At 70.2% G+C, this 19095-nt stretch carries 14 protein-coding genes and 1 pseudogene; 9 read left to right on the forward strand and 6 right to left on the reverse strand.

Features of this window, described 5'->3' with window-relative positions; genetic code table 11:
* Window positions 1–162: 162 nt before the first annotated feature.
* Both CPH93_RS05830 and CPH93_RS05835 read right to left on the reverse strand, forming a co-directional pair.
* A complete protein-coding gene (locus CPH93_RS05830) occupies window positions 163–900 on the reverse strand; it encodes an SDR family NAD(P)-dependent oxidoreductase (RefSeq protein WP_093486390.1) in 738 nt (245 codons plus the stop codon).
* Window positions 901–1166: 266 nt separating this feature from the next.
* Window positions 1167–2465: an alpha/beta hydrolase family protein gene (locus tag CPH93_RS05835; protein ID WP_107470860.1), complete on the reverse strand. Its 1299-nt coding sequence runs from the start codon at window positions 2463–2465 to the stop codon at window positions 1167–1169.
* A 711-nt stretch (window positions 2466–3176) separates the two neighbouring features.
* Between CPH93_RS05835 and CPH93_RS05840 the strand changes: the two genes are divergently transcribed.
* The 7 genes and pseudogenes from CPH93_RS05840 (at window position 3177) to CPH93_RS05870 (ending at window position 12117) form a co-directional block, all read left to right on the forward strand.
* A complete protein-coding gene (locus CPH93_RS05840) occupies window positions 3177–4598 on the forward strand; it encodes an arylsulfotransferase family protein (RefSeq protein ID WP_096212172.1) in 1422 nt (473 codons plus the stop codon).
* Window positions 4599–4739: 141 nt separating this feature from the next.
* Window positions 4740–5499: pseudogene (locus CPH93_RS35680) on the forward strand (DAPG hydrolase family protein).
* 49 nt (window positions 5500–5548) lie between these two features.
* Window positions 5549–6898, forward strand: coding sequence for an FAD-binding oxidoreductase (locus CPH93_RS05850; protein WP_159394963.1), 1350 nt, complete (start codon window positions 5549–5551; stop codon window positions 6896–6898).
* 186 nt (window positions 6899–7084) lie between these two features.
* Complete coding sequence (locus tag CPH93_RS05855) at window positions 7085–9376, forward strand: MMPL family transporter (protein WP_096212175.1); 2292 nt, start codon at window positions 7085–7087, stop codon at window positions 9374–9376.
* 137 nt (window positions 9377–9513) lie between these two features.
* The gene (ligD, locus tag CPH93_RS05860) at window positions 9514–10485 is read left to right on the forward strand and encodes a non-homologous end-joining DNA ligase (RefSeq protein ID WP_093486385.1); all 972 of its coding nucleotides are present in this window, start codon (window positions 9514–9516) and stop codon (window positions 10483–10485) included.
* Between the two features lie 73 nt (window positions 10486–10558).
* Window positions 10559–11629, forward strand: coding sequence for a glutathione S-transferase family protein (locus tag CPH93_RS05865; RefSeq protein WP_096212176.1), 1071 nt, complete (start codon window positions 10559–10561; stop codon window positions 11627–11629).
* 188 nt (window positions 11630–11817) lie between these two features.
* Window positions 11818–12117: a hypothetical protein gene (locus tag CPH93_RS05870; RefSeq protein ID WP_093486382.1), complete on the forward strand. Its 300-nt coding sequence runs from the start codon at window positions 11818–11820 to the stop codon at window positions 12115–12117.
* A gap of 45 nt (window positions 12118–12162) precedes the next feature.
* Here CPH93_RS05870 and CPH93_RS05875 read toward each other — a convergent pair whose 3' ends face one another.
* The gene (locus tag CPH93_RS05875) at window positions 12163–13491 is read right to left on the reverse strand and encodes an aminotransferase-like domain-containing protein (protein WP_096212177.1); all 1329 of its coding nucleotides are present in this window, start codon (window positions 13489–13491) and stop codon (window positions 12163–12165) included.
* A gap of 100 nt (window positions 13492–13591) precedes the next feature.
* Here CPH93_RS05875 and CPH93_RS05880 point away from each other — a divergent pair, with 100 nt between their 5' ends.
* Window positions 13592–14434: an alpha/beta fold hydrolase gene (locus CPH93_RS05880; RefSeq protein ID WP_096212178.1), complete on the forward strand. Its 843-nt coding sequence runs from the start codon at window positions 13592–13594 to the stop codon at window positions 14432–14434.
* Window positions 14435–14927: 493 nt separating this feature from the next.
* Entirely contained in the window at window positions 14928–16526 is a 1599-nt protein-coding gene (locus tag CPH93_RS05890; RefSeq protein ID WP_096212179.1) for an alpha/beta fold hydrolase, read from the forward strand.
* 103 nt (window positions 16527–16629) lie between these two features.
* On the opposite strand, the gene CPH93_RS05895 is transcribed toward CPH93_RS05890, so the two are convergent.
* From CPH93_RS05895 to CPH93_RS05905, 3 genes are read right to left on the reverse strand one after another with little or no spacing between them, the layout of a single operon-like run.
* A complete protein-coding gene (locus CPH93_RS05895) occupies window positions 16630–17496 on the reverse strand; it encodes an amino acid ABC transporter permease (RefSeq protein WP_096212180.1) in 867 nt (288 codons plus the stop codon).
* Complete coding sequence (locus CPH93_RS05900; protein ID WP_093486372.1) at window positions 17493–18137, reverse strand: amino acid ABC transporter permease; 645 nt, start codon at window positions 18135–18137, stop codon at window positions 17493–17495. The genes CPH93_RS05895 and CPH93_RS05900 overlap by 4 nt, the downstream gene beginning before the upstream one ends.
* A gap of 20 nt (window positions 18138–18157) precedes the next feature.
* On the reverse strand, window positions 18158–19087 hold the full coding sequence (locus tag CPH93_RS05905; protein WP_096212181.1) for a glutamate ABC transporter substrate-binding protein: 930 nt from the start codon (window positions 19085–19087) through the stop codon (window positions 18158–18160).
* Window positions 19088–19095 lie beyond the last annotated feature (8 nt).

Consider the following 19095-nt stretch of genomic DNA (forward strand, 5'->3'; position numbering starts at 1 on the left):
AGCCGGCCCACCACCGCGCGGCAGGAATCCCGGCGGCCGTCGCCGTCAGCACTCCGCGCCCCCGAGCCGCCCCGGCCGAATTCCCCCGTTCGGCCGGGGCTTCCCCTTTTCCCGGTGTCTCGGCTTCTCCCGACGACTGCTCCCGGCGCCTCCCGGCGTCTCTCAGCGCAGATACGACGCGCCGTTGACGTCGAGCACCGCCCCGGAGACCCAGGTCGCCTCCGGCGAGGCGAGGTAGTGCACGGCGGACGCCACGTCCTGCGGCGAGGCGACCCGGCCGAACGGGCTCTGCTGCCGTACCTCCTCCGTCAGCCGGTCCGCGACCCGCTCCGTCTCCACGAACCCGGGCGCCACCGAGGCCACGCCGATGCCGTACGGCGCCAGATGGACCGCCAGCGACTGGCCCATCGCATGCAGCGCCGCCTTCGACGCGCCGTAGGCGGGATGGTCCGGCTCGCCCCGGAACGCGCCGCGCGAGCCGATGTTGACGATCCGCCCCGCCACCTCGCGCTCGATCATGTTCCGCGCCGCGCAGTGCGTCAGATGCGCCGCCCCCAGCAGATTCACGTCCACCAGGCGCCGCCAGATCCGCTGCCAGTCCTCGAAGGAGGTGCGGTCCAGCGGATGCGGCTCGTTGGCGGCGGCGTTGTTGACGAGCACATCGACGCCGCCCAGCCCCTCCACGGCCGCCTCGACGATCGCCGCGGCGCCCTCCGGCGTCCCCACATCGCCCTGCACCAGGACGTGCCCGCTCCCGGCCAGCCCCGCGAACGCCTCCTGGGCCGCCTCCCGCCGCGACGCGTAATGCAGCGCGACCCGGTCCCCGTGCGCGGCGAAGAGCTCCGCAACCGCCCGGCCGATCCCCCGCGAGGCCCCGGTCACCAGCACCGCCCGGCTCATCGGACGCCCTCCGCCCGGGAGCCCGGACAACCGCAACAGGCCGAACGGCTGCTGCGGCATATACAGAGCTCACCGGGCGCCCAGGGACGGTTCATCAACAGATCAGTCCTTACCTCGTGCCGTGCCGTGCAGTGCAGTGAAGTGCTGCGAATGATCGTAAGGAACCGTACGAGAAACAGGGGCGGCCAGGCGACGACGGGACGGGCGGCACGATCGATGCCGAGTGGCTGTGGCGGGCACCGGAGGCGTGGTCGCTGTCGGTGCGCTCAGGGCTTCAGCGAGAAGAGTTGCCTCAGGCGTGCCTGAATCAGCGGTAGGCCGACCGTGGGCACGTCGTAATGGCCGGCGCCCTCGAAAACGGCGAGGTTGATGTCGTTGGCGTTGGCCAGCATCTTGTTGACGACGTGGTAGGTGACAGAGCTCGGACTGGTGATGTCATCGGCCCCATAAAGCCAGAGGACCGACCCCGGCAGCGTCGAGTTCTCCAGCTTCCCTTGGTTCCTTTCGTAGAATCGCCTGTTCTCCGGCAGCGAGTTCGGACCGTCTCCGCGGATCCCCGGATATGACGCCAAGCGGTGCGAAGGCGAGGAATTCAGATAGTTTTTGACATCGCGCTTGACCATTGCATTCAGATCGTCCAGACATGTCCGCCAGTTCTGCTGATAGAATTTCAGCATATTCCGGCCGTAGATCCGTTCGGGGTCGACGCGATAGCCCGCACTGCGTTGGGTTCTCGTGAAGTAGATGGTTTCCGCGTTGGCGAAGACCAGCTGGTCGATCTGATATTCCGTGGGCGCGGTCCCGGGTTTGGAGGCGTTGGCGATGTCCCGCCACAGGAGCTTGTTCATGGCGGGGACGTCCGGGACGGGGGCGAGAGCGATCGTGCCCCGATAGTCCAGAGCGGGCTCTGCCTTCTTGGACAACCGGGAGTAGTACGCGGCGGCCAGCGCAGCGAATCCCCCTTCGGACCATCCAGCCGGCGCCCATTTCCCGGACGCTTTGCCGCCGAGATACCGTTTCGCGGCGACTGCGGCGAAGATCATGGACTTGCCCTCGCTTGAGAGATGGTAATAGCCGTGCCCGGCCGTGACGCCGGCTGCCGTCGGGCCCATCCCCTCGTAATCCGGCGCCACGACAGCAATGCCCATCTTCAGGACGGCCGCCAACAACGCGGCGTTCGGCCCGTCAGCCCATTTTTTGTGTTCCTGGAGCTGGACGCTCGGTGCGCACTCCGGGGCCCATCCGACGGTCCCGTGACCCCATACGAAAAGCGGCCAGCCGCCGGCCGGAGGAGATTTTCTGGGAGTGAACAGCATGGCGGTTGCTTTGATGCGGTTTCCTTGCATACCCGGCATGCGGTAGACGACCAGTTTCCCGTCGGCCACGGTGGACAGTCCGCGGGGCACGTTGCGCAGCGGTGTGGGAGTGCCCACCACGTCACCGTTGCCCGGGGTTGCCCCGGAGCCATCGGAGCCTCCCGAGGGCGTGACGAACCCGCACCCGGTGAGGACCGTCGCAAGCAGCAGAGCAGCCGCCGGTTTGCCCGACCGCTTGATCCGTCCCATAGGGCTGCCCACCCGCCGGCCTCCTTCTTCGGGAAGGCAGCGGCGGACGCATCGCCGGAGCGGAGGTGTGTGCCCGGCGGCTTCGCTCACTGATGATGACCGCACCTGTGCCTGCCTCCTGTCGTCCCTCTCCGGCCATACACCCAGGAATGCTCATTGCCGGGAGCCGTGCTCTGTGACGGTAGGCACTACGGCTCGTGCGCGCCTGCTCAGCGCCGGTCTGATGGACCGTTGGGACGGCATGCCCCGCTGCCGCCGTCATCAGGGAGCGGTCCGAAAACACCCAGCCGGTACGAGTGGTGACGTCGCGTCTGTCGCTGCTCCGTCCACCGGACGGCGTCTCCAGCAGGCGTCGGCCGACCGTGGTGCTTAGCGTCACCAGCAAGCGCGGGCATCCCGGCTCAGCAACTTGCTGATGGACGTTCCCGGGCGGCTCAGGATGTGGCACCTCGCGATGGAGAGATGATGGCAGAGGGAAAGCCGTGGGCTCGCAGGGCCATGAGGCGGAGGAGCCGCACCGCAGGGACCTGCGCACTGGCCGTGGGGCTCGCCGTCGCGGGCTGGGTGGTTCCCGCCGAGGCGAGTTCGCCGCCAGGGCCCCGCTTGTGTGCGACCGAGCCGGCGCCGCCGACGGGGAGCCCCCCTGCGCCGGAGCTGGTCACTTCGGGGCCCGGCGTGTGGAGCTTCGTCTCCGCGCCGAGGCTTCATCCCATGCGGGTCAGCGTGACCGCGCAGCGCCCGGGGACGGCACCCGGGAAAATCTTCGTCGGCCCGTACACCATCAGCAGCCCGATGATCGGCCAGACCGGAGCGCTGATCTCCGAGAACGCCGGTCAGCCGGTCTGGTTCCGGCCTCTGCCCTCGACGAGCCTGCAGAACGCCGACTTCAAGGTGCAGACGTACTACCACCCCCACCAGCGCAGGGCGGAGCCCGTGCTGACCTTTTGGCAGGGGTCCATCGCGATTCCGCCCGCGTACACCAACCTGCCGGGCGGCGCCCCCGAACCGGGTGGCTGCTACTACATCTATGACAGCCACTACCGCCTGGTCAGAACGGTTTTCGCCCGTCACGGCTTCCATCCGGACGAGCACGAATTCATCCTGACCCGCAGAGGAACCGCACTGTTCATCGCGACCAAGCCGGTCCCCATGGACCTCACGCGCTACGGCGGTCCGCAGAACGGCGCCATCCTGGACAGCGAGGTGCAGGAGGTCGACCTCGCCACGGGGGAACTCGTCTTCTCGTGGGACATTCTCGATCACGTCAATCCGGCCGACTCCGAGGTGTCCGCCTCCGATGCGTCGTCATCGGGAGGAGTGTGGGACGCCTACCACATGAACTCGATCGACGAGGGACCCAACGGTGAACTGCTGGTCTCGGCACGCAATATGTGGGCGGTCTACAACATCTCCAGAAGGACCGGCCGGATCCGCTGGCAACTCGGCGGGAAGAAGAGCGACTTCACCTTCGGCCCGAACGCGGACTTCTTCTGGCAGCACGACGCCAGGTTCCGGCCGGGAAGCCGGATCAGCATGTTCGACGACGGCTGCTGCGGCCAGACGGACAGCACACCGGAGCAGGAGTCACACGGCCTGATCCTCAACGTTGACTTCGCGCACCGCCGGGCGACCGTCGACCAGACCTACTACCACGCACCGCCCCTGTTCTCCGCCTCCCAAGGGAACACTCAGGCCCTTCCCCACGGGAACCAGTTCATCGGGTGGGGACAGAATTCCTACTACTCGGAGTACGCCTATCCGGGAAACTCCCAGAACAACGGCGCGCAGAACCTGCTCTACGACGCGAAGATGCCGGGCTCCGACATCTCGTACCGTGCCTTCCGCAACCGATGGGTCGGCAAGCCGTACTACCCGCCGAGTGCAGCGGCACGAGCCAGGGGTGGACGCAGCGTCGTCTACGCCTCGTGGAACGGATCCACGGAGACCAGAGGCTGGCAACTGCTCGCCGGGCCCCACCCCCGCTCCCTGCGGGTCGTCGTCGGACACGCCCCCCGCACCGGGTTCGAGACGGCGCTCGCGACAGCGAACCGGGGCCCGTACTTCCAGGTCAGGGCCCTTGACGCACAAGGACGGGTGCTCGGCGCGTCGAGAATCGTGACGCCGGCCGGATGACCGCGGCCACGACACCGCGAGAGCGGGTGCAGTATGGCTGACCTGACGGATCCGCGGCCCGCCCCGGACCGGCGGCCCCACGTGGGAATGCACGCCGGCGAACTCGACGGCAAGTGGTATGCGAAGCACTGGAATCCGGTAATGGCGCCGCTGCCGGAGCACGTCCGGGAGGCGCTCGCACTCGGTCCGCAGGCGCCTCCGCTATGCCTGGACCTCGACGCCGCGGCAACACTGAGCGACGGCGGTTACCACGACCTCGAGAACGGATACAGCCTCTTCGACGACGGGTCCATGCACATCGCCACACTGACCCGCATGCCCGGGGTGTCCCCGGCCATGCTGGACTGGTGGTTCTGGTGGCACACCACGGAGACCCAGCGGTACAAGCTGTGGTACCCGCGGGCCCACCTCTATGCGGAATGGGTAGGAGAGACGGCGGCGCCCACCACCCCGTACCGCGAGAGGTACATCGGGGGCGTCCTTCGTCGACGAATACGTCGGCAACGCGCTCGGCGAGCTCGCCATTCGTTTCGTCCCTCCCAGCAGGTTCGGGTTCAGCGACGACGGCCTCGATCCGGACGAGGCGACCGCGGTCTGCGGTGTGGTCGGCCTGTCCCGCCTCCCGCTCGACTGGGGCTACTTGATCCATCATGTGCGCCGGGTGAAGGGCGGCAGCGAGATGCGCTCACGCTTCTGGATGGGCGGCACGTACGTCGCCCCCCGCGGCGGAGCGGCCCTGACCGATGAGCTCGACGCGGCTGCTCAAGGACTGAAGAAACTCGGAGCGGAGCAAGCGCGCGCCATGATCGTGCACTGCTCCCAGGAAATGAACCACCTCGCCGCGTTCCTTCCGGACATCTTCGATGAGTTCACCCGCAAGGAATCGGCCGACCAGCCGTGAGCAGCGTTCTGAGCAGAGCCCTTTCACGGACGAGCCGGAGGGAGAAAACATGACGCCCGCTATCGAGGGGAGGGTGTTGCGGAGAGGCGACTACCGCTACGAGAGCCTGCGCCGGGATGCCTGCTGGCACGCAGGGGTGCCGGACCGGTACCCCGAAGTGATCGTTCTGGCGAACAACGAGGACGACGTCGTCGGAGCGGTCAAGCTCGCCAGGCAGGAGGGCCTGCGGATCGCGGTGCGCTCCGGCGGACACAGCTGGTCCGCCTCGCACCTGCGTGACGGCACGGTACTGATCGACCTCTCGAACCTACGGCACGTGACGGTCGACCGGGAGACGATGACCGGCACCGCCCAGCCCGGCATCAAGGGATCCGAACTCAACTCGAAGCTGGCCGATCAGCGCCTCTTCTTCCCCACGGGGCACTGCACGGGCGTGTCCATCGGCGGATATCTGCTGCAAGGCGGGTTCGCCTGGGCCGGGCGGGACTACGGACCGGCCTGCATGTCCGTCACCGGTATCGACGCGGTCACCGCCGCCGGCGAGCGGGTGCACGCCGACGAGAAGGAGAATCCGGACCTGTTCTGGGCGGCCCGCGGAGCGGGCCCCGGCTTCTTCGCCGTCGTCACCAGGTTCCACATCAAGCTGTATCCGCGCATGCGGATCACCATGAACAGCGGCTACTTCTGGCCGGCCTCGGCCGCGCAGGACGTCTACCGCTTCGTGCACGAGATCGGCCGCCGGACTCCGACGGAGATCAACCTGCTGTGCAGCCGCGATCCGATGACCCACGACGAGCCCCTCCTCGCCCTGAACGCGACGGCCTTCACCGACACCGAGGAAGAGGCCCGGGAGCAGCTGTCGATCTTCGAGTCCTGCCCCGCACGCGGTCAGGCGCTCGCCACCCGGCTCAACGAGGTGACGGACACCGGCACCTTGAGCCGCTTCGGCACCGACACGCACTACGACGAGACCAAGCGGTATCTGGCCGACAACATGTGGACCCACGCCTCCTTCGACGACCTGTGGCCCAACTTCGAGGAGATGCTGAAGACCTGGCCGCCCGCCCCGTCACACCTGGTGGTGTTCAACTGGGGAGGCTACGAGGGCGCGCCCGCACGCCCGTCGATGGCCTACTCCGTGGAGGACGAGCTGTATTACGGGCTCTATGCGGCCTGGACCGACCCGGCCGACGACGACACGTACACCAGGTGGGTGACCGACCACATGCGCGCGTGGGAGCCCTGCGCCAGCGGCATCCAGCTGGCCGACGAAAACCTGCTCAACCGCCCGTACCGCTTCGTCACCGACGAGAACCTCCGTCGGCTCGACGACCTCCGCGGCGCCTGGGATCCCGACGGGATGTTCGTGTCGTGGCTCGGGCGGCCTGCTGAGCAGTGACGCTGCCGTACGAAGAACACGGAGCACGGCCCGGCTGCATGCCGACGCCCACGTGGCCTCCCGCAGCGCAGGGCACCCGTTCGGCCGCCACCCGGATCCCCGGTGGACATGCCGCGGCGGCCGGACCGCCGTTGAATGCTGACTGTCCGCACGTGCCAGGAGGGCCGGCCCTCATCGGGAGCACGCATGTCGTTGCCGAAGACCCCGAGCGTCCCCGCGTCCGGCGACCCCCGTCCCCGGGGGGCGCTGCGCCGCATCGGGGAGTGGTGCGCCCGCCACTTCGTCGTGGTCATCGTGCTGTGGCTGGCCGCCCTGGCCGGGCTCCAGGTGTTGCAGCATGCGTACGGCGGGGAGTTCTCCGACGACTTCGCGCTGCCCGGCGTCCAGTCGACGCGGGGCCGCGATGTGCTCAAGGAGCACGAGCCGAAGGCCGGCGGCTACAGCAGCCAGGTCGTGCTGCACGACGCGGCCCGGCCGCTGACCGGGTTCCGCAGCCAGATCGACGGCGCCGTCACCGCCCTCGGCAAACTGCCGGACGTGCTCGCCGCACAGAACCCGCTGCCGGCGCCCGGCACACCGCCCGCGAAGCCGCCGCCCGGCACCCCGAACGTCGGCCCGCTGTCCACCGACGGCCGGACCGCGTACATCACGATGCGCTTCAGCGTGCAGCCCTCCACCCTGAACCCCGAATATCTCCAGGGCGTCGACGCGGCGGTCGAGCCGCTGCGTTCCGCGGGCGTGGAGGTGGAGTACGGCGGACCGCTGGGCGAGCTGGCCCGGCCGGCGCCCAACGACCGGCTCAGCGAGATCATCGGCTTCGCGGTGGCGATCCTGGTGCTGCTGGTCGGCTTCGGGAGTGTGCTGGCGGCCGGGGTGCCGCTGCTGACCGCGCTGATCGGCGCGCTGTGCGGGGTGGCCTGTCTGGGGCTGCTGGCCGCCGTCTCCGTCTTCGCCACCGTCGCCCCCACACTGGCCACGATGATCGGCCTCGGTGTCGGCATCGACTATGCGCTGTTCCTGCTCACCCGGCACCGGCAGAACCTGATGGACGGTGCGGATCCGGTCACCGCCGCGGGCCGGGCCGTGGCCACCAGCGGCCGGGCGGTGCTGGTGTCCGGCTGCACCGTGATCATCGCGCTGATGGGGCTGTGGGTCTCCCAGCTCTCCTTCATCGGCAAACTCGGGGTGGCGGCCGCCCTCACCGTGGTCTCCGCGGTGCTCGGCGCCCTCACCCTCGTCCCGGCGCTGCTCGGGCTGATCGGACGCCGGATCGACCGGCTGCACGTCCGCCGCCCGATCGCCGAGACCGACGCCGCACCGGGCGAGGAGGCGCGCGGCACCTGGCACCGGTACGCCCAGCGGGTGGAGCGCCGACCGTGGTGGTATCTGGCGGCCGGGGTGCTGGTGGTGGTCGTCCTGGCGCTGCCGGTGTTCTCGATCCAGCTCGGGCACATCGGCGACGGCGCCGACCCGAAGTCGTTCACCGACCGGCGGGCCTTCGACCTGATGTCCTCGGCGTTCGGCCCCGGCTCCAACGGCCCGCTGACCCTGGTGATCGACGAGTCGGCCGTACCGCAGGCGGACCGCCCGATGCTGGCCTCCCAGGCGCAGAAGGCGCTCACCGATGTCCCGGGCGCGGCCTTCATCACCCCGCTCAAGGCCACCCCGGACGGCGCGGTGCTCACCGGGACCGCGTACTCCACCCAGGCCCCGCAGAGCGGGGTCACCACCGACCTGGTCAAGCGCCTGGAGCAGGACGTCCTGCCGCAGGCCGTGCGGGGCACCGACGCGGACGGCTATGTGACCGGCACGACCGCCGGCCAGGTCGACTTCCTGGACATCGTCGCCAGCCGGCTGCCGCTGATCATCGCCGTGGTGGTCGCCCTCGCGTTCGTGCTGATCCTGACCGTCTTCCGGGGCCTGCTGGTGGCGGTGAAGGCGGCGGTGCTCAACGTCCTGTCGATCGCCGCCTCGTACGGGGTGGTGGTGGCGGTCTTCCAGTGGGGCTGGGGCGGTCCGACGCTCGGGGTCTCGGGCACGGTGCCCATCGAGAGCTACGTCCCGATGATGATGTTCGCGATCGTCTTCGGGCTGAGCATGGACTACGAGATCTTTCTGCTGTCGCGGGTGCACGAGGCATGGCTGCGGACCGGCGATGCCAAGGCGAGCGTGGCGCATGCGCTGGAGATCACCGCCCGGGTGATCACCTGTGCCGCGCTGATCATGGTGAGCGTGTTCGCCGCGTTCCTCGTCAGCGACAACATCGTGGTGAAGATGCTGGGCCTCGGTCTGGCCGTGAGCGTACTGATCGACGCCACCGTGGTCCGGCTGCTGCTGGTGCCCGCGATGATGACGCTGCTGGGCCCGGCAGCCTGGTGGACGCCCCGGTGGCTGGACCGGATCCTGCCGCATGTGAACACGGAGGGCGAGGAGCAGCTCCCCACGGGCGGGGCGGCGGCAGGCGGGGGGCGGCGGTAGGACGGGGCGGCAGCCGGGCAGCCTGCGGGCGGGCCGCGACGGCCCGGCGGGACCGGCCCCGCAGGCCGGACCGGCCCCGCAGGCCGGACCGGCCCCTCCGATCTGCGAACACCCCGGTATCCCGCGATCATCGAACCATGGCCCCCACCGCCGAGCGTGGCTCGGCCTCGTACCCCGTGATCCGGCCGATGCTGGCCACGGTCGGCCCGCTGCCTGCCGCGGACGACGAGACGGCCTGGGCCTTCGAGGCCAAATGGGACGGCGCTCGCTGCATCGTCAACACCCCGGGCGACGGGACGATCCGCCTGATCACCCGGGCGGGCAACGACGCCACCGCGACCTACCCGGAACTGAGCCCGCTCGGTGCGCAGCTGCGCGGCCGGCCCGCGGTGCTCGACGGGGAGGTGGTGGTGCTGGACGCCCGCGGACGGCCCGACTTCGGGCTGTTGCAGCGCCGTATGGGCGTGGTCAATCCGCGGCGCACCGCCCGCCTGGCGATGGAGTACCCGGTGCACCTGGTCCTCTTCGACCTGATGTATCTGGCCGGCTCGCTGCTCGGTGCGCCGTATTACGAGCGCCGGTCGATCCTGGCCGGACTGGGGCTGCGCGGCCCGAACTGGTCGGCGCCCGCGTATGTGGAGGGCCATGCGCAGCAGGCGTGGGAGGCCTCGCTGCAGGGCGGTCTCGAAGGGGTGGTGGCCAAGCGGCTGACCTCCGCGTACCTGCCGGGCGTGCGGTCACCCGAGTGGCGCAAGACGAAGCATCTGCAGACCCTCGACGTGATCATCGGGGGCTGGACGGAGGGCCACGGCGGGCTGGCCGGGCTGCCCGGTTCCGTCCTGGCGGGCCTGGCGGAGCCCGCGGGGCTGCGCTACGTCGGGTCCGTCGGTTCGGGGCTGTCCGGACGGGAGCGCCAGGAGCTGGCGCAGTACCTGGGCGTCATTGCGCGCGACCGGTCACCGTTCCTCAACGCCGTGGACGTCGCGGGGGCGCACTGGGCCGAGCCCCGGCTCGTCGCCGAGGTCGCCTTCAGCGGCTGGACGTCGGCCGGCCGGCTGCGGCACCCGATCTGGCACCGGCTGCGGCCCGATCTCACCCGTCTCGGATGAAGCGGGATATCCGCGCCCGTAAGGGAAGGCTCGCCATGAGGACGCCGGCAACCGCAGACGGAAGGAGTCGGTGATGTCCCACCCCAGCAGCGACGGTGCCCCCGCGGACGGCGGCGCCGACGGCAACAGCGGCTACGGCCGCAAGCCGTTCAAGCGCTCCAAGAGCCACTTCGCGGACCGCATCACCGCGGACGGCCGGGACGGCTGGCCGGTCGAGGCCGGCCGCTACCGGCTGGTGGCCAGCCGCGCCTGTCCCTGGGCGAGCCGCGCCGTCATCTCCCGGCGGCTGCTCGGCCTGGAGGACGCGCTCTCGCTCGCGATCACCGACCCGATCCAGGACGACCGCAGCTGGCGCTTCACCCTGGACCCCGACGGCCGCGACCCCGTCCTCGGCATCCGCTTCCTCAGCGAGGCCTACGACGCCCGCGAGGCGGACTACCCGGGCGGCGTCAGCGTGCCCGCCATCGTCGACGTCCCCAGCGGGCAGCTCGTCACCAACGACTTCCAGCAGATCACCCTGGACCTCGCGACGGAGTGGACGGCGCTGCACCGGCCCGGCGCCCCCGAGCTGTATCCGGAGCCGCTGCGCGAGGAGATCGACATCGTCATGGCGGGCGTCTACCGGGACGTCAACAACGGCGTGTACCGGGCCGGTTTCGCCACCGGGCAGGGCGAGTACGAGGCGGCCTTCCGCGATCTTTTCCGGCGCCTGGAGCTGCTGTCCGAGCGGCTGGCCGACCGGCGCTATCTCGTGGGCGACACGATCACGGAGGCGGACATCCGGCTGTTCACGACCCTGGTCCGCTTCGACGCCGTCTACCACGGCCACTTCAAGTGCAACGGGTTCAAGCTGACCGAGGACCGGGTGCTGTGGGCCTACGCCCGGGACCTCTTCCAGACGCCCGGCTTCGGCGACACCGTCGACTTCCACCACATCAAGCAGCACTACTACCGGGTGCACGCCGGCATCAACCCGACCGGCATCGTCCCCGTGGGGCCGGACCTCTCCGGCTGGCTGATGCCGCACCACCGCGAGGAGTTGGGCGGCCGGCCGTTCGGCCTCGGCACCCCGCCCGGCCCGGTACCGGCGGCCGAGGAGGTGCCTCCCAGCGGACGGGCCGAGCACCTGCTGACCGGCTCCTGACCGTTCCGCCGTCACCGGCCGCCGGAGCTGCCCGCCGCGGCCAGGGCGTGAGATCCTGAGAGCAGACAGCGACACAGACGAACGAGCGGTGCGCCACGGGGCCTCCCGCGTACCCGCCGAGCGCCCGGCCTCCCGGCTCACCGCCGCGCTCCAGCCTCCCCACGCGATCAACGCGAGGAGTGAGCCCGATGAGGATGGTTCTGAAGGCCCGCATACCCACCCAGACAGGCAACGAAGTGATCCGGAACGGCGGTCTGCCGAAGATCATGGAGTCGGCCCTCGCCGCCCTGAAGCCCGAGGCGGCCTACCTGACCCTCGACGAGGGCGACCGGACCGCCTTCTTCTACTTCGACATGCAGGAGTCATGGCAGATGCCGACGCTCCTCGAATCGTTCTTCATGGACCTGCACGCGAAGGTCTCGCTGCAGCCGGTGATGACCATGGACGATCTGCGCACCGGATACGGCGAGCTGATGAGCGGCACCTGACCCACGGGCGGCCCGGGCCCCGGCCGGCCCGGGCCGCGTCGCCGCTCACTCCGGCGCGGTGTCCTCCGGCGCCCCCTGCGCCAGCCCGGCCAGGACGGCGAGCGCCTCGGCCAGGGCGTCCAGGGGCGGTGAGCCGAGCGCCAGCCGCACGGCGTTGGGCGCATGGGCCGGGCCGACGGCAAAGGCGCCGGACGGGGTGACGGCGATCCCGCGGCGGGCGGCGGCGGCGACGAAGGTGTCAGCCCGCCAGGGCTCCGGCAACTCCCACCAGCAGTGGTACGCCTGTGGATCGGCGTGGACCCGGAAGCTGGCGAGCTGTTCGGCGACGAGGCGCCCGCGGGCCGCGGCGTCGCTGCGCTTCGCCGCTTCGATCGCCGCCGCGGTGCCGTCGGTCATCCAGCGGGTGGCCGCGTCGAGCGCGAAGCGGGACGCCGTCCAGGTGCCCGACCGGAGGGCCGTCGCCACATCCGGTATCTCGTCCGCGGGCACGGTGAGGAATCCCAGGGACAGTCCAGGCGCGAGCCGTTTGGAGAGGCTGTCGACGACCACGGTGCGCTCCGGGGTCAGGACTGCGAGGGGCGGCAGGTCGTCGCGGAGGAATCCGTAGATGGCGTCCTCGATCGCGTACAGGCCCAACTCCCGTATGACGGCGGCGAGTTCTTCGCGGCGGTGGCCGGGCATCGTGATGCCCAGCGGATTGTGCAGGGCCGGCTGGAGGTAGACGGCGCGCAGCGGGGCGGCGGCGCGCAGCGCCTCGGGGGTCAGCCCGTCCTCGTCCATGGCGAGCGGGACGAGGGTGACGCCGAGGCGGGCCGCGACGCCCTTCACCACGGGGTAGGTGAGCGCCTCCACACCGAGGCGTTCGCCGGCCGGGACCAGCGCGGCGATGGCGGCGGCCAGCGCCTGCCGGCCGTTGCCCGCGAAGAGCAGCCGGTCGGGGTCCGGTGCCCAGCCCGCCCGGGCGAGGTGGGCTGCCGCGGCCTGCCGGGCGGCGGGCGTGCCGGCGGCGCCCACCGGACGCAGCGCGGCGGCCAGGGCATCGGGCCGCAGCATCCCTTCGAGGCTCCTGGCGAGGAGCGCGGGCTGCTCGGGCAGCACGGGGAAGTTCATTTCCAGGTCGACCCGGGCCCGGCCCGGCTCGGCGAGGGCGGGCTCCGCCGGGGGCGCGGCGGAACGGACGAAGGTGCCGCGGCCGACCTCGCCCACCGTCAGACCGCGCCGGTTCAGCTCCCGGTACACACGGGCCGCCGTCGAGTCGGCGATCTGCCGCTGACGGGCGAACCGGCGCAGCGGCAGCAGCCGCTCCCCGGGGCGCAGCCGACCCGCCGCGATGTCGGCCGCGAGTGCGTCGGCCAGCGCCCGGTAGTCGTGCATGGCTCACTCCCCACATTGCACCGAGTGCATTATTTTTATTGCACCGAGAGATTGCCCCTCATAGCATCGAGACGTCAAGCCGAGCAGAGGGGGCACTTCCGTGGGACCGGTCTTCCGCACAGAGATCACCGTGGGCTACGAGGACGAGGGGAGCGGCGAGCCACTGCTCCTGGTGCACGGCCACCCCTTCAACCGATCGATGTGGCGCCCGCAGATCGAGCACTTCAGCCGGGCCGGATGGCGGGTGATCGCACCGGATCTCCGGGGCTACGGGGAGAGCGCCGTGGTTCCCGGCACCACCCCGCTGGAGACGTTCGCCCGCGACCTCCTCGCCCTGCTCGACCATCTCGGGATCGAGCGCTGCGTCCTCGGCGGGCTCTCCATGGGCGGCCAGATCGTCATGGAGTGCTGGCGGCACTTCCCCGAGCGGATCCGGGCCGTGGTGCTCGCCGACACCTTCGCCGCGGCGGAGACCACAGAGGGCCGGGCCGCGCGCCACGCCATGGCGGAGCGCCTGGTCCACGAGGGCATGACCGGCTATGCCCGCGAGGTGCTGGCCAAGATGGTGGCACCGCACCACCTCGCATCCCACCCCGAAGTCGCCGCGCACGTCATGGAGATGATGACGTCAACCGCCCCCGAGGGCGCGGCCGCCGCCCTGCGCGGCCGGGCCGAACGTCCCGACTACACCGCGCAGTTGTCGCAGATGCCGGTGCCGGCACTGGTGGTGGTCGGCACGGAGGACACGTACACGCCCGTGAGCGACGCCCGCGAGATCCATGACCGGATGCCGGACGCCCGGCTGGTCCTCATCGAACGGGCGGCCCATCTGCCGAATCTGGAACGGCCGGAGGAGTTCAACGCCGCTCTGGAGGACTTCCTCCGCTCCCTGCCGGCCGACACCGCGGCAGACACACCGGGGACGCCCGGCGGCCCCGCGTGAACCGCCGCCGGAGAGCGCCCCGCTATCCGGCCACCCGGCGACCGAGCCGGTCCCCGTCCCGACGTCCAGCACCCGGGCGCCGGTACGCACCCGCGCGGCGTCCAGCAGCCGCGGCACCGGGTGGGCGCACAGCTTGGCGAAACCGGCCTCGTACGCCGCCGCGCTCCCCGCCCACACCAGGCGCTCGCTCTCGTCGAACGGTGTCTGGGGCACCGCACTCCCTCCCTCGGCCGGCACTCGGTCGACGCGTCGTTCGGCACGCCGGTCGGCACGTCAGGCGACTCATCTGTCGGCGCCATCCTCCACCGTCCCCCCACCCCTCTCCGTGCTCCCGACTCCCTTCCGCCCCAAGGGTGTTACCCAGCCGTAACCTACCGATGGGTTACCAGAGGTAAGGGGCGGACCTTACTCTCCAGTCAACTCGGGCCTGCCGTGCGCCCCCTCCTGTCCTGTGACAGCGTGCGGCCGGCCCGCTTCGAGATCTGGAGAGAAGATGAGGCCCTCCCGTACCACCCAGCGCGCCGCGGTCGGCACCGTTTCGGCAGCGCTGCTGGCCACCACGGTTCTCACCGTCGCACCGGCACAGGCGGCCACGCCGCCATCGGCCCTCACCGCCACGTCATCGGGCAGTTCGGCCCCGGTGCGGTTCGTCGACATCGAGGGCGACGGCGGGGTCACGCTCAAGGCGAATGTCTTCACTCCGTCAGATGCGGACGGCACCCGGCGTTACCCGGTCATCGTGCTGCCCACCAGCTGGGCGACGCCGCAGATTGAATACATGGCACAGGCAAAGAAGCTGGCCGACCAGGGCTACGTGGTCGTCGGATACAACACGCGCGGGTTCTGGCAGTCCGGCGGCGAGATCGACACCGCCGGCCCGAAAGACGTCGCCGACGCCTCGAAGGTCATCGACTGGACCCTGGCCCACACCCCGGCCGATCCGCACAAGGTCGGGATGGCCGGGGTCTCCTACGGTGCCGGGATCAGCCTGCTGGCCTCCGCGTTCGACAAGCGGATCAAGGCGGTTGCGGCGCTCAGTGGCTGGGCCGACCTGGTCTCCTCGATCTACAGCGGGCGTACCGAGCACCGGCAGGCCGCGGCGTTCCTGGGCGGCACGGGTGAGCTGACCGGACGCCCCAGCCCCGAATTCCGCACGATCATGAAGGACTTCCTGGCCTCGAACCTGGACAAGGAACAGGACCTGATCGCGTGGGGGCGCAAGCGCTCCCCCGCCACCTACCTCGACAAGATCAACGCCAATGGCACCGCCATCATGCTGGGCAACGCCTGGGGCGATTCGATCTTCCCGCCCAACCAGACCGCCGACTTCTACGAGAAGCTGACCGGCCCCAAGCGGCTGGAATTCCGCCCCGGTGACCATGGCACGGCCGAAGGGCTCGGACTGCTCGGGCTGCCCAACGACACCTGGACCGAGACCCAGCGGTGGTTCGACCACTACCTCAAGGGCGCGGACAACGGCGTCGACCGGGAGTCGCCGGTGCTGCTCAAGTCCCGTTCCACCGGCGCGTACGAGGGCTACAAGAGCTGGAAGGACGTGCCGTCCGGGCAGCGGCGGATCGACCTCGGCGGCAGCAAGCAGATCAACACCAACTGGGACTCCGGCGCCGACGGCGGGCTGGTCATCCTCTCCAGCATGATGGACCAGTTCTTCCGGCTGCCGCCGATCGCCTCGATCCCGCTGCTGCCGCGCTCGGTGGCCGCCGTCTGGCAGTCCGAGCGCTGTGCGACCGCGCAGCGCGTCCGCGGCACCACCCGGCTGCACACCACCCTCAGCAGCACCGCGGAGAGCGGCACCGCCGTCGCCTACCTCTACGACGTGGGCCCGCTCGGCATCGGCAAGCTGGTCACGCACGCGCCGTACACCTTCCACGGCAAGACCCCGAACCAGCCCTTCGGCGTGGACCTGGATCTGTTCTCCACGGCCTACGACGTACCGGCCGGCCACCATCTCGCGGTCGTCGTGGACACCGTCGACCCGCTGTACATCGAGCACAACCCCGGCGGCGCCCGGCTGACGTTCTCCTCCCCGGCGGACGATCCGTCGTATGTGTCGGTGCCGGTGCGCGACTAGGAGGTTCCGTACGCCAAGGGGCGGGCGCACCCGTGTGCGCCCGCCCCGTCCGCGTCAGGGGCGTACCGCGTCCGCAACCGCCGCGCCCAACGCGCCTCCGTTCTCACGCCGACGGCGGACGGGGCCCGCCCGGCAGCAGGGTGCCCGGCTCCGGGGCGGCCACCTCGACGGCCTCGACCTTGGGGTTGCGCCGCTGGCGCTTGGCGACCCAGTTGGCGAACCAGGAGAGCAGCATGCACATCCCGATGTAGATCGGCGAGATGATCATGACGACGGGGATGAACGGCAGGCCGTAGTCGAGGTTGGAGGCGATGAGCTTGCCGGCGTGCAGGAATTCCTCGTAGGTGATGAGGTAGCCGAGCGAGGTGTCCTTCAGGGCGACCACCAGCTGGCTGATGATCGCCGGCAGCATCGCCCGGACCGCCTGCGGCGCCAGGACGTGCGTCATGACCTGCGTCTTGCGCATCCCCAGCGCATAGGCGGCCTCCCGCTGGCCGGGGTCGACGGAGTTGATGCCGCTGCGGAAGACCTCGGCGAGCACCGAGCCGTTGTAGAGGGTCAGCCCGGCGACCAGCGCGACCAGCGGCTCCGCCTTCAGCGCCACATAGATGAAGAAGATCATGACCAGTACGGGCATGGCCCGGAAGAACTCCACCACCAGGGTGCTCACCCAGCGGACGAGCCGGTGCGCGGAGAGCCGGCCGGTCGCGAACACCGCACCGAACGCCAGCGACAGCACGGCCGCGAAGCCGAAGGCCCTCAGGGTGTTGCCGAGGCCGGTGAGCAGCAGCTCCTGAATTCCCTTGTAGGTGAAGGGAGTCCACTTCGCCGCGGTGAACTGGCCGGTGGCGAAGAGCAGGTACAGGATCCAGCCGAGCACCGCGAGGATCACCGCCGTCGCGGCGATGCCGTAGAGCCGGTGCCGCTGCCGGGCCCGCGGTCCCGGGACGTCGTAGAGGGCGGTGGTCATCGGGCCGCTCCGTAGTGCTTCTCCAGCACGTGGAAGACCGCGCTGATGGTCAGGGTGACGAGCAGATAGCCGACGGCGATCCAGACGAAGGTCCAGATGATGCTGTAGCCCATCTCGCTGAGGGGTTTGTAGACCCCGAGCAGTTCGACCACGCTGAAGGCGCCGGCGATCGCGGAGTTCTTGGCGAGCGCGATGAGTGTGGAGCCGATGGGCGGGATCACGGAACGGAAAGCCTGCGGAAGGACGATGTCACCGAGGGTCTGCGGAAAGGACATCCCCAGACTGCGGGCGGCCTCGCCCTGACCCGTGGGCACGGTGTTGATGCCGGAGCGCACCGCCTCGCAGATGAAGGCCGAGGTGTAACAGCCCAGCGCGAGGACGGCGAACAGCTTGAAGGGCAGCACCAGACCGAAGCGCGGCAGGCCCAGCACCACCGCGAAGAACAGCAGCGTCAGCGGCGTATTGCGCAGCACATTGACCCACACCGTGCCGACGGCCCGCAGCGAGCCGACCGGTGCGACGCGGAACGCGGCCATGAGGAAGCCGAGGGCGAGCGCCAGCAGGGAGGAGTAGACGGTGAGTTCGACGGTACCCAGCAGGCCCTCGCCGTAGAGGGAGAGGTTGTCGAGAAGCACGTTCATCGGTCGGTTCCCTGTCGGGCTCAGGCCGCCGGGTAGCGGTCGATCGGGGGCGGCTTGGGGGCGGGCACTCCGGACAGGCCGAGGGTCGCGTCATAGGCCTTCTTCCAGTTGCCGTTCTTCTCGGCCGCGGCGAGGGCGTCGTCGAGGGCGAGGCGCAGTGCCGTGTCGCCGCGGGGGACGCCGATGCCGTACGGCTCCTGGGAGAAGGGCTTGCCGACCACCTTCAGTTCGTCGGGCACCTTGGCGGCGTAGCCCAGCAGGATCGCGTCGTCGGTGGTGACCGCGGCGACCTGGTAGGTGAGCAGGTTGTCGACGCACACCGAGTAGGTGTCGTAGGAGACCAGGACCGCCTTGGGGTAGTCGGTCTGGATGCGCTGGAAGGGGGTCGAGCCGGCCGCCGAGCAGACGCGTTTGCCGGCCAGGTCCTGGGGGCCGTGGATGTCCTTCTCGTCGGTGCGCACCAGCAGCGACTGGCCGGCCATGTAGTAGGGGCCGGCGAAGCCCACCAGCTTCTTGCGTTTGTCGTTGATGGTGTACGTGCCGACGTACAGGTCGATCTGGCCGTTCTGCAGGGCGGTCTCGCGGTTGGCGGAGGCGATCGTCTTGAATTCGATGGTGTGCGGCGGGAAGCCGAGCGCGGCGGACATCATCTTGGCGATCTCGATGTCGAAGCCGGTGTAGCGGCCGGAGGCCGGGTCCTTCTCGCCGAGGTAGGGCTGGTCCTCCTTGACGCCGATGACGAGATGGCCGCGGCGCTTGGCCTTCACCCAGGTCGGGGAGGCGGGCAGCCGGAAGTTCTCGGCCACCGGGTACTGCGGGAGTTCGCTGCCCTTGGGGCCCTTGACCGGCGGGCTGCCCTCCCGGCCGCAGCCGGCGAGGGCCAGCGCGAGCACGGCGAGGACGAGGGCCGCCAGGGCGCGGCGCAGGGGCGAGGAGTGACGGTGCGGCATCGCGGCGC

Origin of the sequence: Streptomyces sp. 2323.1, assembly GCF_900221035.1 — a bacterium.
Lineage (GTDB): Bacteria > Actinomycetota > Actinomycetes > Streptomycetales > Streptomycetaceae > Streptomyces > Streptomyces sioyaensis.

Bases quoted from the DNA above. Each gene is read 5' to 3' on its own strand.
- CPH93_RS05905 (WP_096212181.1), bottom strand. From the start codon at position 19,087: ATGCCGCACCGTCACTCCTCGCCCCTGCGCCGCGCCCTGGCGGCCCTC.
- CPH93_RS05875 (WP_096212177.1), bottom strand. From the start codon at position 13,491: ATGCACGACTACCGGGCGCTGGCCGACGCACTCGCGGCCGACATCGCG.
- CPH93_RS05895 (WP_096212180.1), bottom strand. From the start codon at position 17,496: ATGACCACCGCCCTCTACGACGTCCCGGGACCGCGGGCCCGGCAGCGG.
- CPH93_RS05870 (WP_093486382.1), top strand. From the start codon at position 11,818: ATGAGGATGGTTCTGAAGGCCCGCATACCCACCCAGACAGGCAACGAA.
- CPH93_RS05835 (WP_107470860.1), bottom strand. From the start codon at position 2,465: ATGGGACGGATCAAGCGGTCGGGCAAACCGGCGGCTGCTCTGCTGCTT.
- ligD (WP_093486385.1), top strand. From the start codon at position 9,514: ATGGCCCCCACCGCCGAGCGTGGCTCGGCCTCGTACCCCGTGATCCGG.
- CPH93_RS05865 (WP_096212176.1), top strand. From the start codon at position 10,559: ATGTCCCACCCCAGCAGCGACGGTGCCCCCGCGGACGGCGGCGCCGAC.
- CPH93_RS05890 (WP_096212179.1), top strand. From the start codon at position 14,928: ATGAGGCCCTCCCGTACCACCCAGCGCGCCGCGGTCGGCACCGTTTCG.
- CPH93_RS05840 (WP_096212172.1), top strand. From the start codon at position 3,177: ATGCGGGTCAGCGTGACCGCGCAGCGCCCGGGGACGGCACCCGGGAAA.
- CPH93_RS05850 (WP_159394963.1), top strand. From the start codon at position 5,549: ATGACGCCCGCTATCGAGGGGAGGGTGTTGCGGAGAGGCGACTACCGC.
- CPH93_RS05830 (WP_093486390.1), bottom strand. From the start codon at position 900: ATGAGCCGGGCGGTGCTGGTGACCGGGGCCTCGCGGGGGATCGGCCGG.
- CPH93_RS05900 (WP_093486372.1), bottom strand. From the start codon at position 18,137: ATGAACGTGCTTCTCGACAACCTCTCCCTCTACGGCGAGGGCCTGCTG.
- CPH93_RS05855 (WP_096212175.1), top strand. From the start codon at position 7,085: ATGTCGTTGCCGAAGACCCCGAGCGTCCCCGCGTCCGGCGACCCCCGT.